Origin of the sequence: Kribbella orskensis (assembly GCF_004342085.1) — a bacterium.
In the GTDB taxonomy this organism is placed as follows: Bacteria; Actinomycetota; Actinomycetes; order Propionibacteriales; family Kribbellaceae; genus Kribbella; species Kribbella orskensis.
In genome coordinates this window covers 280,591-295,032 of sequence record NZ_SLWM01000002.1, presented here as the reverse complement: position 1 = coordinate 295,032, position 14,442 = coordinate 280,591, and the positions used below count along the sequence as shown (strand labels likewise).

The 14,442-nt window shown below is 68.5% G+C and carries 13 protein-coding genes; all 13 read left to right on the top strand.

Features of this window, described 5'->3' with window-relative positions; translation table 11 throughout:
• Positions 1-140 precede the first annotated feature (140 nt).
• The 13 genes from EV644_RS06485 (at position 141) to EV644_RS06425 (ending at position 14,337) form a co-directional block, all read left to right on the top strand.
• Positions 141-1,103 carry a bifunctional riboflavin kinase/FAD synthetase gene (locus EV644_RS06485; RefSeq protein ID WP_132188080.1) on the top strand — a complete coding sequence of 321 codons (963 nt, stop codon included), beginning with the start codon at positions 141-143 and terminating at the stop codon, positions 1,101-1,103.
• A 182-nt stretch (positions 1,104-1,285) separates the two neighbouring features.
• Entirely contained in the window at positions 1,286-1,558 is a 273-nt protein-coding gene (gene rpsO, locus EV644_RS06480; protein ID WP_012920573.1) for a 30S ribosomal protein S15, read from the top strand.
• A 287-nt stretch (positions 1,559-1,845) separates the two neighbouring features.
• Positions 1,846-4,077: a polyribonucleotide nucleotidyltransferase gene (locus EV644_RS06475; RefSeq protein WP_132188081.1), complete on the top strand. Its 2,232-nt coding sequence runs from the start codon at positions 1,846-1,848 to the stop codon at positions 4,075-4,077.
• Positions 4,074-5,387 (top strand): M16 family metallopeptidase, encoded by a 1,314-nt coding sequence (locus EV644_RS06470; protein ID WP_132188082.1) that lies wholly within the window; start codon positions 4,074-4,076, stop codon positions 5,385-5,387. The genes EV644_RS06475 and EV644_RS06470 overlap by 4 nt, the downstream gene beginning before the upstream one ends.
• 78 nt (positions 5,388-5,465) lie before the next feature.
• Positions 5,466-6,869 (top strand): FAD-binding oxidoreductase, encoded by a 1,404-nt coding sequence (locus EV644_RS06465; protein ID WP_132188083.1) that lies wholly within the window; start codon positions 5,466-5,468, stop codon positions 6,867-6,869.
• Between the two features lie 271 nt (positions 6,870-7,140).
• Positions 7,141-8,742 carry a peptide ABC transporter substrate-binding protein gene (locus tag EV644_RS06460; RefSeq protein ID WP_241998008.1) on the top strand — a complete coding sequence of 534 codons (1,602 nt, stop codon included), beginning with the start codon at positions 7,141-7,143 and terminating at the stop codon, positions 8,740-8,742.
• Positions 8,739-9,665: an ABC transporter permease gene (locus EV644_RS06455; protein WP_132188085.1), complete on the top strand. Its 927-nt coding sequence runs from the start codon at positions 8,739-8,741 to the stop codon at positions 9,663-9,665. The genes EV644_RS06460 and EV644_RS06455 overlap by 4 nt, the downstream gene beginning before the upstream one ends.
• Complete coding sequence (locus tag EV644_RS06450) at positions 9,658-10,551, top strand: ABC transporter permease (protein ID WP_132188086.1); 894 nt, start codon at positions 9,658-9,660, stop codon at positions 10,549-10,551. Before EV644_RS06455 ends, EV644_RS06450 begins: the two co-directional genes overlap by 8 nt.
• Positions 10,548-11,546, top strand: a complete 999-nt coding sequence (locus EV644_RS06445; RefSeq protein ID WP_132188087.1) for an ABC transporter ATP-binding protein — start codon at positions 10,548-10,550, stop codon at positions 11,544-11,546. The genes EV644_RS06450 and EV644_RS06445 overlap by 4 nt, the downstream gene beginning before the upstream one ends.
• On the top strand, positions 11,546-12,550 hold the full coding sequence (locus EV644_RS06440; RefSeq protein WP_132188088.1) for an ABC transporter ATP-binding protein: 1,005 nt from the start codon (positions 11,546-11,548) through the stop codon (positions 12,548-12,550). The genes EV644_RS06445 and EV644_RS06440 overlap by 1 nt, the downstream gene beginning before the upstream one ends.
• A gap of 40 nt (positions 12,551-12,590) precedes the next feature.
• Entirely contained in the window at positions 12,591-13,046 is a 456-nt protein-coding gene (locus EV644_RS06435) for an NUDIX domain-containing protein (protein WP_158292757.1), read from the top strand.
• 87 nt (positions 13,047-13,133) lie between these two features.
• Positions 13,134-13,880 carry a 4-hydroxy-tetrahydrodipicolinate reductase gene (gene dapB / locus EV644_RS06430; protein ID WP_199239669.1) on the top strand — a complete coding sequence of 249 codons (747 nt, stop codon included), beginning with the start codon at positions 13,134-13,136 and terminating at the stop codon, positions 13,878-13,880.
• Positions 13,881-13,896: 16 nt separating this feature from the next.
• Positions 13,897-14,337: a hypothetical protein gene (locus EV644_RS06425; RefSeq protein ID WP_132188091.1), complete on the top strand. Its 441-nt coding sequence runs from the start codon at positions 13,897-13,899 to the stop codon at positions 14,335-14,337.
• Positions 14,338-14,442: the final 105 nt, after the last annotated feature.

The window sequence follows — 14,442 nt, the reverse complement described above, 5'->3', positions numbered from 1 at the left end:
TCGCCAAGCACCTGCAGGGAAGACCTCCGAGGGTGCGGGGGGACAGCGGGGCCAGCTTAAGTTGGGTGAGCAGATGATTACAAGGGGTGATCAGGGGACCTCTTGCTCCGACCGGACGGGTGACATGGAATCCTGCTGTCATGCGTGTCTGGCACGGTTTGGACGAGGTGGACCCGGGGTTCGGTCCGTCGGTCGTCACCATCGGCAACTTCGACGGCGTGCACCGCGGCCACCAGGAGGTGCTCGCCCACGCCAGGGCCCGGGCGGCCGAGCTGGGTGGGCTGCCGGTGGTCGCGATGACGTTCGACCCGCACCCGATGGTGGTGCTGCGCCCGGACCGGGCGCCCGCGATGCTCAGCGAGCCCGACCAGCGGGCCGAACTGCTCGGCGCTGCCGGTGCCGACGCGGTGCTGATCCTGCCGTTCAACAAGGACGTCTCTTCCTGGTCGCCGCAGGAGTTCATCGACCGCGTCCTGGTGGGAACCCTGCACGCCAAGGCGATCGTGGTGGGGGAGAACTTCCGCTTCGGACACAAGGCCGCCGGCCACGTCGACACCCTCGTCGCTGCGGGTGCCGCGGCTGGGTTCCAGGTGGAGGGCCTGACCCTCGCGGGAGACAGCCAGCCGTGGTCCTCGACGTACATCCGCGAGCTGATCGCCGCGGGCGACGTCGAAGGTGCCGCGACCGCGCTCGGACGCCCGCTGCGGGTCACCGGGACCGTCGTCGAAGGCGACAAGCGCGGCCGCGAGCTGGGCTACCCGACCGCCAACATCCCTGCCCTGGCAGGCGCCGCGGTGCCGCTGGACGGGGTGTACGCCGGCTGGCTGGCCGTGCTGGAGCCCGCACCCGGCGCCCCGCAGTACTCCGAACCGTTGCCGGCGGCCATCAGCGTGGGCAGCAACCCCACCTTCGACGGGGTGGACCGGAGGGTGGAGTCGTACGTGCTGGATCGCGACGACCTCGAGCTGTACGGCGCGAAGATCGCGGTGGACTTCGTCGCCCGGTTGCGCGGCAGCCAGATCCGCTTCGACAGCATCGACGACCTGCTGGTCCAGATGAAGGCCGACGTCGACAACGCCCGCCGGATTCTCGCCGAGGAGTAGCCTTCACGTCGACGACACGAGCCCAGGTCCTTACCCAGTGACAGCCCGCAAGGGGTCACAAATTAGGGTGACGCGTCCACGGACTGATACTCTTGGCGCTGCCGTCTGAACGGCCGCGGATCGAGAGTGCCCGGGTGACCCAAGCCCCGGTGCGCCGCGCAACGGAAATCGAGAGGACCTCCGTGTCATCAGCTAATCCTGAAGCGAAGAAGAAGATCATCGGTGAGTACGCCCTGACCGAGGGTGACACTGGTTCCCCCGAGGTCCAGGTGGCGCTGCTCACGCACCGGATCGCCGACCTGACGGAGCACCTCAAGGAGCACAAGCACGACCACCACAGCCGTCGTGGCCTGCTGCTGCTCGTCGGTCAGCGCCGCCGGCTGCTGAACTACCTGGCGAAGAAGGACATCAACCGCTACCGGTCCCTGATCGAGCGGCTCGGCCTTCGCCGATGACGTCGTGAGGAGCGGCCCCCGGATCCGGGTGGCCGCTTCTCGCGTATCTGCGGTCCCCGGTGGCAACCACCACCGGGCGCCGCGGGACAACTGAAGAATCAACGACAACGAGACGACGCGAAACGCGTGTCGGGACTACGACCGGTCCTCGGTAGTGGCCTTCGGGGGTGCCATCCAACCATGGGCACCCGCGGGCCTCGATCGAAGACCGGCACCCCGGAGCTCGCGCCTCGCAGTCGTCTCAAGCGAGAGAGGGGTATCCCGTGTCGGGATCCACAAACGCGCCCATGGAGGGCGCAGAATTCGCTGAAGCCGTCATCGACAACGGCAGCTTCGGCACCCGCACCATCCGCTTCGAGACGGGCCGTCTGGCCCAGCAGGCCGCCGGCTCCGCCGCCGCCTACCTCGACGGCGACACGATGGTGCTCTCGGCCACCACGGCCAGCAAGAAGCCCAAGGAGCAGTTCGACTTCTTCCCGTTGACGGTGGACGTCGAGGAGCGGATGTACGCCGCCGGCCGCATCCCGGGCTCGTTCTTCCGCCGGGAGGGCCGTCCTTCCGAGGAGGCCATCCTGACCTGCCGGCTGATCGACCGCCCGCTGCGGCCGTCGTTCGTCTCCGGCCTGCGCAACGAGATCCAGGTCGTCATCACGGTCCTGGCGCTGAACCCGGACAAGCTGTACGACGTGCTGGCGATCAACGCCGCGTCGATGTCCACCCAGATCGCCGGGCTGCCGTTCTCGGGCCCGATCGGCGCCACCCGCGTCGCCCTGATCGACAAGCAGTGGGTCGCCTTCCCGACGCACACCGAGCTCGAGGACGCCGTCTTCGACATGGTGGTCGCGGGTCGTGTCACCGACTCCGGTGACGTCGCGATCATGATGGTCGAGGCCGAGTCCACCCCGGGCACCTTCGACGCCGTCGCCGCCGGCAAGCAGGCGCCGACCGAGGAGATCGTGGCCCAGGGCCTGGAGGCCTCGAAGGCCTTCATCAAGACCCTGGTCGAGGCGCAGTCCGAGCTGGCCGCCAAGGCGTCCAAGCCGACCGGCGAGTTCCCGCTCTTCCCGGACTACCAGGACGACGTGTTCGCCGCCGTCGAGGCGGCTGCCACCGAGGAGCTGTCGCAGGCCCTCACCATCGCGGGCAAGCACGACCGCGAGGAGGCCACCGACGCCGTCAAGGCCGCCGTGGTCGAGAAGCTGGCCGCCGACTTCGAGGGTCGTGAGAAGGAGCTGTCCGCAGCCTTCCGCTCGCTCACCAAGAAGCTGGTCCGCAAGCGCGTGCTGACCGACAAGGTCCGCATCGACGGCCGCGGCCTGGCCGACATCCGCCCGCTCAAGGCGCAGGTCAAGGTGCTGCCGCGGGTGCACGGCTCGGCGCTGTTCGAGCGCGGCGAGACCCAGATCCTGGGTGTCACCACGCTGAACATGCTCCGGATGGAGCAGCAGCTCGACACGCTCTCCCCGGAGACGCGCAAGCGCTACATGCACAACTACAACTTCCCGCCCTACTCGACCGGTGAGACCGGCCGGGTGGGTTCGCCGAAGCGCCGCGAGATCGGTCACGGCGCGCTGGCCGAGCGGGCCCTGGTGCCGGTGCTGCCGTCGCGCGAGGACTTCCCGTACGCGCTGCGTCAGGTGTCCGAGGCGCTCGGCTCCAACGGCTCCACCTCGATGGGCTCGGTCTGCGCCTCGACGCTGTCGCTGCTGTCCGCCGGTGTGCCGCTGAAGGCACCGGTCGCCGGTATCGCGATGGGCCTCATCTCCGGCGAGGTCGACGGCGAGACGGAGTACGTCGCGCTGACCGACATCCTGGGCGCGGAGGACGCGTTCGGCGACATGGACTTCAAGGTCGCCGGCACGAAGGACTTCGTCACCGCCCTGCAGCTGGACACCAAGCTGGACGGCATCCCGGCCAGCGTGCTCGGTGCGGCGCTGACCCAGGCCAAGGACGCGCGGCTGACCATCCTGGACGTGATGGCCAAGGCCATCGACGCCCCGGGTGAGATGAGCGAGTTCGCGCCGCGGGTCATCTCGGTGAAGGTCCCGGTCGACAAGATCGGCGAGGTCATCGGCCCGAAGGGCAAGATGATCAACCAGATCACCGACGAGACCGGTGCCGACATCTCCATCGAGGACGACGGCACGGTGTACATCGGTGCGACGGACGGCCCCTCGGCCGACGCGGCGCGCGCGATGATCAACGCGATCGCCAACCCGACCATGCCGGAGAAGGGCGAGCGCTACCTGGGCACGGTCGTGAAGACGACCAACTTCGGTGCGTTCATCTCGCTGCTCCCGGGCAAGGACGGTCTGCTGCACATCTCGAAGCTGCGCGGCCTGGCCGGCGGCAAGCGGGTGGAGGCCGTCGAGGACATCCTGTCCGTCGGCCAGAAGCTCCAGGTCGAGATCGCCGAGATCGACGACCGCGGCAAGCTGTCGCTGATTCCCGTTCTCGAAGGGGACGAGAAGAAGGCCGACGAGAAGGCCGACGACGCAGAGGTCGCTCCCGCCGAGTGACACGTGCGATCACCAGCACGCTGCTGAGCTCGGAGGCGGGCGGTCCGGTCAAACGGACCGTCCTGCCCTCCGGGCTCCGCGTGCTCTCCCAGTCCGTGCCGGGCTTCCGCTCGGTCACCTTCGGCGTGTGGGTCGGCGTCGGCTCGCGGGACGAGCCGGTCCAGCTGTCCGGTGCCACGCACTTCCTCGAACACCTGCTGTTCAAGGGCACCGAGCGCCGCGACGCGCTGGAGATCTCCGCCTCGCTGGACGCCGTCGGTGGCGAGATGAACGCGTTCACCGGCAAGGAGTACACCTGCTACTACGCCCGGGTGCTCGACTCCGACCTGCCGCTCGCGGTCGACGTCATCTGCGACATGATCACCTCGGCCACCCTCACCGAGGAGGACGTGGAGAGCGAGCGGGACGTGATCGACGAAGAGATCGCGATGCACGCCGACGAGACGTCGGACCACATCCACGACCTCTTCGCCGAGCAGCTCTGGGGCCAGTCCCCGCTGGGCCGCTCCATCACCGGTACGCCGGAGTCGGTGGCGGGCCTGACCCGTCGCCAGGTGGTCGGCTGGTACCGCCGTCGCTACCAGCCGGCCGACATCGTCGTCTCCGTCGCGGGCAACGTGGAGCACACCGACGTGGTGAAGCTGGTCCGCAACGCGTTCGAGCGCCACTGGGTCACCGCTGAGGCCGAGCCCGCTCTGGTACGCCGAGGTGCCGGGCGCCGCGTCCCGACGTACGGGGGAGTGCGGGTGCACCACCGGGACGTCGAGCAGGCGCACCTCGTGCTCGGTATGCCCGGGCTGGTCCGCAACGACGAGCGCCGGTACGCCGCCGGTGTGCTGCACGGCATCGTCGGTGGCGGGATGTCTTCAAGGTTGTTCCAGGAGGTCCGGGAGAAGCGCGGTCTCGCGTACTCGGTCTTCACCTTCGGCTCGGCGTACGCGGACACCGGCATGGTGGGCGTCTACGCGGGTTGTCTGCCGAAGAAGGCGCCCGAGGTGCTCGAGGTGGTCCGGGCCGAGCTGGCCACGATCGCCAAGGGCACCATCACACCCGACGAGCTCCTTCGCGGCAAGGGCCAGATGCGCGGCTCGGTGGTGATGGGGCTGGAGGACACCGGCGCCAAGATGACCCGGATCGCCAAGGCCGAGCTGGTCTACGGCGAGCTGCCCACCGTCGACGACATCCTGGCCCGGATCGACGCGGTCACCCTGGACGACGTCGCAGACCTCGCCGCCGAGCTCTATGCCGGCGAGCAGGCTCTCACGGTGATGGGCCCCTTCGACGAGGACACCTCCGCCTTCGGTCTGTGACCCCCTTGTAGCCGTCCGGTGCGCCCTCGACAGCCCTGTACGGCGGGAGCAGACTGGCGGCAGGGAGGGGGTCCCGCCATGAGCACAATCACTCCGGACGTGCACCTCGACGCACAGGCACTCAACGATCTCAGAGCAGACTTCCGCGGCGAGCTCGTCGGCCCCGGTGATGCGGCGTACGACGAGCGCCGGAAGGTCTGGAACGGTTCGATCGACCGGCATCCGGCACTGATCGCCCGCTGCACCGGCGTCGCCGACATCCGCGCCGCGATCGGCTTGGGCCGGCGGACTGGTCTGCCGGTCGCGGTCCGCGGCGGCGGGCACAGCTTTCCCGGTCACTCGACCTGCGACGGCGGCATCGTGATCGACCTGTCGCCGCTCAAGGGCATCCGCGTCGATCCGGTCCGGCGGACGGCCCGGGCCCAGGCCGGCGTCCTGCTCGGTGAGCTCGACCGCGAGACCCAGGCCTTCGGCCTGGCGACGCCTTCCGGCATCGTCACCCACACCGGCGTCGCCGGTCTCACCCTGGGCGGCGGGATCGGCTGGCTGATGCGCAAGTACGGGCTCAGCATCGACAATCTGGAGTCGGTCGACCTGGTCACCGCCGAGGGTGAGCTGGTCACCGCGAGCGAGGACGTCAACGCGGACCTGTTCTGGGGTGTTCGCGGTGGCGGTGGCAACTTCGGCATCGTGACCGAGTTCGAGTTCCGGCTGCACCCGGTCGGTCCGATCGTGCTGGCCGGCCCCGTCCTGTGGCCGATGGAATCGTCGCACGAGCTGCTGCACTTCTACCGGGACTGGATCACCGAGGTGCCGGACGAGCTCACCACCGCAGTCATCCACCGATGGGTGCCACCGCTGCCCACGATTCCAGCCGAGTACCACGGACGCCCGGTGGTGATGGTCGTCGCGTGTTACGCCGGTCCCGTCGAGGACGGCGAGCGAGTGCTCGCACCGCTCAAGGCCTTCGGACCGCCGTTGCTGGACCTGTGCACACCCAAGCCGTACCTCGCGCTCCAGTCGATGCTCGACCCGGGCTTCCCGCACGGGCGCTGGTACTACATGCGGGCCTGTGACGTCGCCGAGCTCTCCGACGACGTGATCGACATCGCGGTCGAGCGCGGCCTGGCGATCGACTCGCCGTTGACGTCGTACCCGATCTTCCAGCTCGGCGGCGCGATCCGCGGCGTCGATGCGGCCGGGACCGCGTTCGGCGACAGATCGAGTGGGCACACCTTCAACTTCGTCGGCGCGACGACCGGTCCGGACGGTTTCGCCGAGCAGCGCGAGTGGGTGCGGCAGTCCTCGCGGGCGCTCGAACCGCACCAGTCCGGTGTGTACGTGAACTTCCTGGGCGATGAGGGCGAGCCACGGATCAGGGACGCGTACGGCGCCTCGGCGTACGACCGGCTCAAAGCCCTGAAGCAGCAGTACGACCCGGGCAACCTGTTCCACCTGAACCAGAACATCCCACCCGGCTGACCCATCGACGAGTGCGCGAAACGCCACTTCTGTGTGCAAACGGTCCCAGGCGTGGATCGTCTGATGACTTGGGCCGGAAACGTGGTTATCGTGTCCGAAGCCTGCCTTGTCGGCCTAGGGTGCTCAGAGGTCTCGCCAAGGTAACGCGTTTGTTACTTGCGTCCAGTTTGTCCCTGACAACGTTGACATGCGCAGTTTCGACCAGCCAACATGGCGGCTACTCCGCCTACCGGCCCTCCCGCCGAGGAAGTTGGTTCAGACTGTGCGACGTATGACTGGTGTTCTGGGGGTGACACTCGGCCTCGCCCTGGTGCTCAGCAGCTGTGGTGACGGCAAGAGCAGTGGGGACAGCGCCGCGGGTGGCGCCAAGAGTGTGGTGATCGCCATCGCGGCGGACCCGCTGGAGTACATCAACCCGCTGAACGAGAACGGCAGCGCCGGCATCCAGGTCGCGCAGGCCATGTTCGCTCCGCTGGTCACCACCGATCCGAGCAGTGGCAAGACCGTCAACGTGATGGCCGAGTCCGTCACGCCGGACCAGACCAGCCAGACCTGGACGATCAAGCTGAAGCCCGGCAACTCGTTCCAGAACGGCCAGCCGCTGACCGCGAAGGACTACGTGGACAGCTGGAACCTGACCGCCCAGGGCTCCACCGCCTGGAAGAACAACGGCTTCTTCTCCAAGGTCGAGGGCTACGACGCGCTCAACCCGGAGACCCCCGACGGCGCGACCCCGAAGCCGACCGCGGTGAAGACGCTGAGCGGCCTCAAGCAGATCGACGACATGACCTTCTCGGTCAAGCTCAAGGTGCCCTTCTCGCAGTTCGGCCTGACCCTGCAGTACCTCGGGCTCGCGCCGCTGCCGGAGGAGGTCCGCAAGAACCCCGACGCCTACAAGCGCAAGCCGATCGGCAACGGCGCCTACAAGCTCGACGGCACCTGGAACGCCGGTGAGGACATCAAGCTGGCCAAGTGGGACGGCTACAAGGGCCCGAACGCGCCGGACGCCGACTCCATCACCTACCGGTACATCCCGAACGCGGATACGGCGTACAACGAGTTCCTGGCCGGCACCGTGGACTTCGTCGACGTGCCGCCGACCAAGGTGAAGACGTTCAAGACCGACGCCCCCGACGGCTGGGTGACGGCCGAGAGCTCCGGCGCCAACTACCTGACGCTGCCGGCCTGGGACGCGCGCTTCAAGAACCCCAAGCTGCGGCACGCCTTCTCGATGGCGATCGACCGCAAGGCGTTCGCCGACCTGGTCGGCCTGTCCACTCCGAGCAAGGGCCTGATCGCCCCGGACATCAACGGCTACCGCGACAACGCCTGCAAGTACTGCGACTTCGACGCCGCCAAGGCCAAGCAGCTGCTCCAGGAGGCCGGCGGTTTCTCCGGTCCGGTGAACATCAACTACAACACCACCTCCGCGACCGGCCAGATCTTCGCCGAGGCGATCGGCAACATGATCCGGCAGAACCTCGGCCTCGAGGTGAAGTACACCGGCAAGCAGGGCTCGGAGATCACCGAGCTGGCCGACACCCGCAAGCTCGACGGCCTGCGCTTCAGCGGCTGGGGTCACGACTACCCCTCGATCGAGGACTACCTGACCCCGATGTTCAAGTCCACCGGTGACGCGAACTTCGCCGGCTACAACAACCCGGCGCTGGACAAGGTGCTGGCCCAGGGCGACGCCGAGCCCGACCAGGAGAAGGCGATCAAGCTGTACCAGCAGGCCGAGGACATCGCGCTCGAGGACATGCCGCTGCTCCCGCTGTACGCCAAGCAGAACGCCTACCTGCACTCGGCGAAGATCGAGCCGCGGGTGTCCAAGTACACCGGTGTCCAGGCGCTCTACTCCACGTTCAAGTGACCCGGTTCGTCCTGCGCCGCATCCTGGCGGCCATCCCGATCGGCCTGATCGTCACGCTGGGGGTCTTCGCGCTCGTCTTCGCGATGCCCGGAGACCCCCTGCGGGAACTGGCCGGTGACAAGCCCATCCCGGCCGCCGTACTGGCGGCGAAGCGGGCCCAGTTCCACCTCGACGACCCCTTCATCGTGCAGTACCTGCTCTCGATGAAGGACATCCTCACCGGCCAGTTCGGTACTACGTTCGCCGGCGCCGACATCGCCGACCAGCTGAGGCTGCGGATCCCCGTGACGCTGAAGCTGGCCACGTTGAGCCTGGCGTTGCAGTGGATCGCCGGTCTCCTGTTCGGGCTCTACGCCGGCTTCCGGCGCAACGGCGTGATCGACCGGATGCTGCTGCTGTCGACGCTCGTCGTACTGGCCGTCCCGGGCCTGGTGCTGTACTTCGCCGGGCAGTACGTGTTCGGCGTACAGCTCAAGTGGCTGCCCGTGTCCGGTGTCGCCGACGGCTACCCGATCTCGTATCTGCTGCCGGCGGTCTGTATCGCGATCACCGGGTTCGCCGGGATGGCGCGGCTGACCAGAACGTCGATCGTGGACACCGCGAACGCCGACTTCGTCAAGACGGGCCGGGCCAAGGGCCTGGGGGAGCAGCGGATCCTCTGGGGGCACGTGCTGCCGAACGCATTTCTCCCCGTCGTCACCCTGATGGGCATCGACTTCGCCGGCATCTTCGCCGGCGCGGTCCTTGCCGAGAGCATCTTCAACCTGCCCGGGCTCGGCCAGTTCATGTTCCAGGCGATCAAGCTGAAGGAAGGTGGCGTGGTGGTGCTGCTGTCCACGTTGGCGTTCCTGATGTTCATCCTGATCAACCTGCTGGTCGACATCGTCTACGGCGCGATCGATCCGAGGGTACGCAATGTCTGAGACGCAACAGGTCTTCGAGACCGAGACCCAGGACCTCGAGGGCCGGACCCTGTCCAACCGCGAACTGCTGCGGGCGCTGCTGCGCAAACCGCAGTTCGTGGTCTGCGTGCTGCTGGTCCTGACCTTCTTCGTGATGGCCGCCTTCCCACGGATCTTCACCTCCGTCGATCCGCGGTTCTGCGAGCTCGGCAAGAGTCAGCACGGCCGGGAGCCCGGGCACCCGTTCGGCTTCGACATCCAGGGCTGCGACTACTTCGCCAACGTGATCTACGGCGCCCGGCCGTCCGTGCTGGTGAGTGTCGTCGCCAGTGTCGGCGGCTTCGTGGTCGCCGGCATCCTCGGCCTGCTGGCCGGGTACTTCCCGGGCGCGGTCGACACCGTGATCTCGCGGACCGCCGACGTGCTGTTCGCCCTGCCGGGGCTGATCGCGCTGATCGTGATCCTGAACTCGGTGCCGAACCGGAGCATCTGGATCATCGTCGCCGTCATCCTGCTGACCTGGTGGCCACAAGGCATGCGGGTGATGCGGTCGACGGTCTTCTCGGTGCGCAACCGGGAGTACGTGCTGGCGGCCCGGTCCATCGGGGTCCCGCCCTGGCGGATCCTGCGCAAGCACGTGTTCCCCAACGCGATGGCCCCGCTGCTGGCGATGACCACGCTCGGGGTCGGCGGACTGGTCGGTCTGGAGGCCGTGCTGACGTTCCTCGGGGTCGGGTTGCAACCGCCGTCGATCTCGTGGGGCAGCCAGTTCGGTGTCGCCGCGTCCTACCGTGACACCCCCCACCTGTTCCTCTGGCCGGCGCTGTTCATCTCGACGATGACGATCTCGTTCATGATCATCGGCGACTCGATCCGCGACGCCCTCGACCCGAAGTTGCTGCGATGACTACCGGTGAAGTACTGCTGAAGGTGGACAACCTCAGCGTCGAGTTCGACACCCCGCACGGCTCCGTCCGCGCGGTCGACGGGGTGTCCTGGCAGGTCCGGGCCGGTGAGACGCTGGCGATCCTGGGCGAGTCCGGCTCCGGCAAGAGCGTCTCCACCCAGGCGCTGACCGGGATCCTGGAGATGCCACCCGGGCGGATCGTGTCCGGCACCGCGGAGTACCGCGGGGTGGACCTGATCGCGATGCCGGTGAAGGAACGCCGCAAGATCGTCGGCGACCGGATCACGATGGTCTTCCAGGACTCGCTGTCCGCGCTGAACCCGGTCCAGTCGGTCGGCAAGCAGATCGCCGAGTGCTACCGGGTGCACCGCGGCCTGTCCAAGCAGGACGCGATGAAGCGCGCGGCCGAGATGCTCGACCAGGTCCGCATCCCGGCCGCCGCCAGGCGGGTGCGCGACTACCCGCACGAGTTCTCCGGCGGGATGCGGCAGCGGGTGATGCTGGCGATGGCCCTCGCGCTCGACCCCGACGTACTGATCGCGGACGAGCCGACCACCGCGCTCGACGTCACCGTGCAGGCGCAGATCCTGGAACTGATCGAGGAGTTGCAGGCCGAGCGGGACATGGGCGTCGTGCTGATCACGCACGACCTCGGTGTGGTGGCGGACGTCGCCGACAACGTGGTGGTGATGTACGCCGGCCACGTGGTCGAGCGGGCCGCCACGGCGGACGCGCTGGACTATCCCGTTCACCCTTACACAGAAGGGCTGCTGGGCTCGATGCCGTCGGCCGAGCTGAAGGGCCAGGAGCTGCCGACCATCCCCGGCACGCCGCCGTCGCTGCGGGCGATCCCGTCAGGCTGCGCGTTCCGGACCAGGTGCCCACACGCGATCGAGGACTGCGCGGTCGAGGTGCCGAAGCTGCTGACTGTCGCCCCCGGCCGGGACGCGGCCTGCATCCGGCATACCACGATCTCCGCGAAGGAGGCGGTGTGATGAGCGAAGAGTTGCTGGTGGCAACGGAACTGGTGAAGCACTACGACATCAGTCCGGCGTTCTCCTTCGGTACCAGGACGCTGGTCCGGGCGGTGGACGGCGTCGACCTGGTACTGCGCAAGGGCGAGTCGCTCGGCATCGTCGGCGAGTCCGGCTGTGGCAAGTCGACCCTGGTCCGGCTGCTCGCGGCGCTGGAGAAGCCGACGTCCGGCGAGGTCCGGTACGGCGGGGTCGACGTGAGCAAGCTGAACGGCAAGGACCTGCGCAAGTGGCGCCGCAACGTCCAGGTCGTCTTCCAGGACCCGTACTCGAGCCTCAACCCGCGGATGCGCGTCGGCGAGATCGTCGCGGAGCCGCTGGAGGTGCACCCGGACGTCTCGAAGGGCATGGACATCCGGGCCCGGGTCCGCGAACTGCTGGAACTGGTCGGGCTCCGGGCCGAGGACGAGACGCGGTTCCCGCACCAGTTCTCCGGCGGACAGCGCCAGCGCATCGGCATTGCCCGGGCGATCGCGCTGAACCCGGACGTGCTGCTCTGCGACGAACCCGTCTCGGCGCTCGACCTGTCCGTCCAGGCGCAGGTGGTGAACCTGCTGATGCGGCTGCAGCGCGAGCTCGGCCTGAGCATCATCTTCGTCGCCCACGACCTGTCGGTGGTCCGGCACGTGTCCGACCGGGTCGCCGTGATGTACCTCGGCCGCGTGGCAGAACTCGGCGAGCACCACGAGGTGTACGACGTACCGGCGCATCCCTACACGCAGGCGTTGCTCTCGGCCGAGCCGGGCCTTGCCCGCCAGGGCCGCAAGCGCATCGTCCTGGCCGGTGACCCGCCCTCCCCGGTGAGTCCGCCGTCAGGCTGCCGCTTCCACACCCGCTGCCTCCGCGCCGAGGCCCGCTGCTCCACCGACATCCCCGAACTCCGCCAGATCCCCACCGGCCAGACCGTCTCCTGCCACTTCGCTGAAGAAGCCCAATCCACCTACACCACCCCCGTCACCGCCTGAACCCGCCGGCCGCGCCCCCGCCGCTCGACAGACTGCTCCCGTGAACCCCCACGAGGCACCGGTCCACCGGGCGGCGGTCGGCGTACTGATCACCGACTTCCAGGGACGGATCCTGCTGGTCAGCAATCCGTACCGCGACGCGCTGATCCAGGTCGGCGGCATGGTGGAGCCGGGCGAGACCCTGGCAGAGGCCGCGGAACGGGAGACCCTCGAAGAGATCGGTCTCAGGATCCGGGTGGGCCGGCTGCTGGCGGTGCACCACCGGATCGGGCGAAGGGCGGACACGATGCTCTATGTGTTCGATACCGACCCGATCGACTCGGCGACGCCGCTCGTGCTGCAGGAGGACGAGATCAGCGGGGCGTACTGGCTCGAGCCGGAGGAAGCCGTCGCCCAGCACACGGAGGTCGGGCGTCCTCGCTTGGCGGGGGCGTTGAGGGCTCGGGAGTCGGGGGCGACCGTCTACCTGGATCGGGATCGGGTGATCGGTGGCTGAACGTAGTTGGCCGACCGGACTCCCTGATCGCTGTCGCCGGGAGCGGGGTGAGATCCTTGGCGGGACCGGTGACGAGGAAGGGTGCGGATGATCAAGGTTGCGGTGCTGGGCGCCAAGGGAAAGATGGGTGCTCAGACGTGCCAGGCCGTGGCGGCCGCGGGCGATCTCGAGCTGGTCGCGGCGCTCGACCAGGGCGATGAGCTGACCGGACTCACCGACGCCGGCGCCGAGGTGGTGGTCGACTTCACCCGGCCCGAGGTCGTGATGGACAACCTTGCCTGGTGCATCGAGCACGGCATCCACGCCGTGGTCGGCACCACCGGCTTCGACGAGGAGCGCCTCGCCACCCTGCGCGCGCAGCTCGACGCCAAGCCCGGCGTCGGGGTACTGATCGCCCCGAACTTCTCCATCGGCGCCGTGCTGATGATGCAGTTCTCCGCCCAGGCCGCCCGGTACTACGAATCCGTCGAGATCATCGAGCTCCACCACCCCGACAAGGTGGATGCCCCCTCCGGTACGGCGCGTCGTACCGCCGAGCTGATCGCCGAGGCCAGGCGGGAAGCGGATTCCGGGCCGATCCCGGACGCCACCACGACCGGACTCGAGGGCGCGCGGGGCGCGGACGTCGAGGGGATCCGCGTGCACGGGATCCGGTTGCGCGGTCTGGTCGCGCACCAGGAGGTGCTGTTCGGCGACATCGGCGAGACCCTGACGATCCGGCACGACTCGATGCACCGCGAGTCGTTCATGGCCGGCGTCCTGCTCGGCGTTCGCCGGATCGTCGGCACCCCCGGCCTCACCGTGGGCCTCGAGCACTTCCTCGACCTCTCCTGAGACGACGGGGTCGGGAATGACGGCCAAACGCTCCGCGGTGGTGCTCGCGGTGGTCTTCCTCGCGTACGCCGTGCTGCTCGGCTGGCGGGGAGTCCTGCTGATCGGCACGGGCGATCCGGTCGCCGTCGGGCTGGGCATCGCCGTCCTGGTGATCCCGGTGGTCGGGGCGTACCTGGTCTGGCGGGAGATCCAGTTCGGGCGGCAGACGGAGGCGCTCGCGCGGGAGCTCGGCGAGTCGGGCGGGCTGCCCGTCGACGATCTCCCGAGGCGGCCGTCCGGGCGGATCGACCGCGCCGCCGCGGACGTCGCCTTCACGAAGTACAAGGAGGAGGCGGAGGCCGCACCGGACGACTGGCGGGTCTGGTTCCGCCTCTCCACGGCGTACGACGCGGCGGGTGATCGCAAGCGGGCTAGGGCCTCGATGCGGACCGCGATCGCCCAGCACGCCGGGCGTTAGCGCTCCGAGTCAGCCGGGAGTTTCCTGGGAGTTGGCTGGGAACGCTACGGGATCGCCTGACAATGCGGTGCGGTAGGGGATACCTTCAGGGGGTGCGCGGCGACC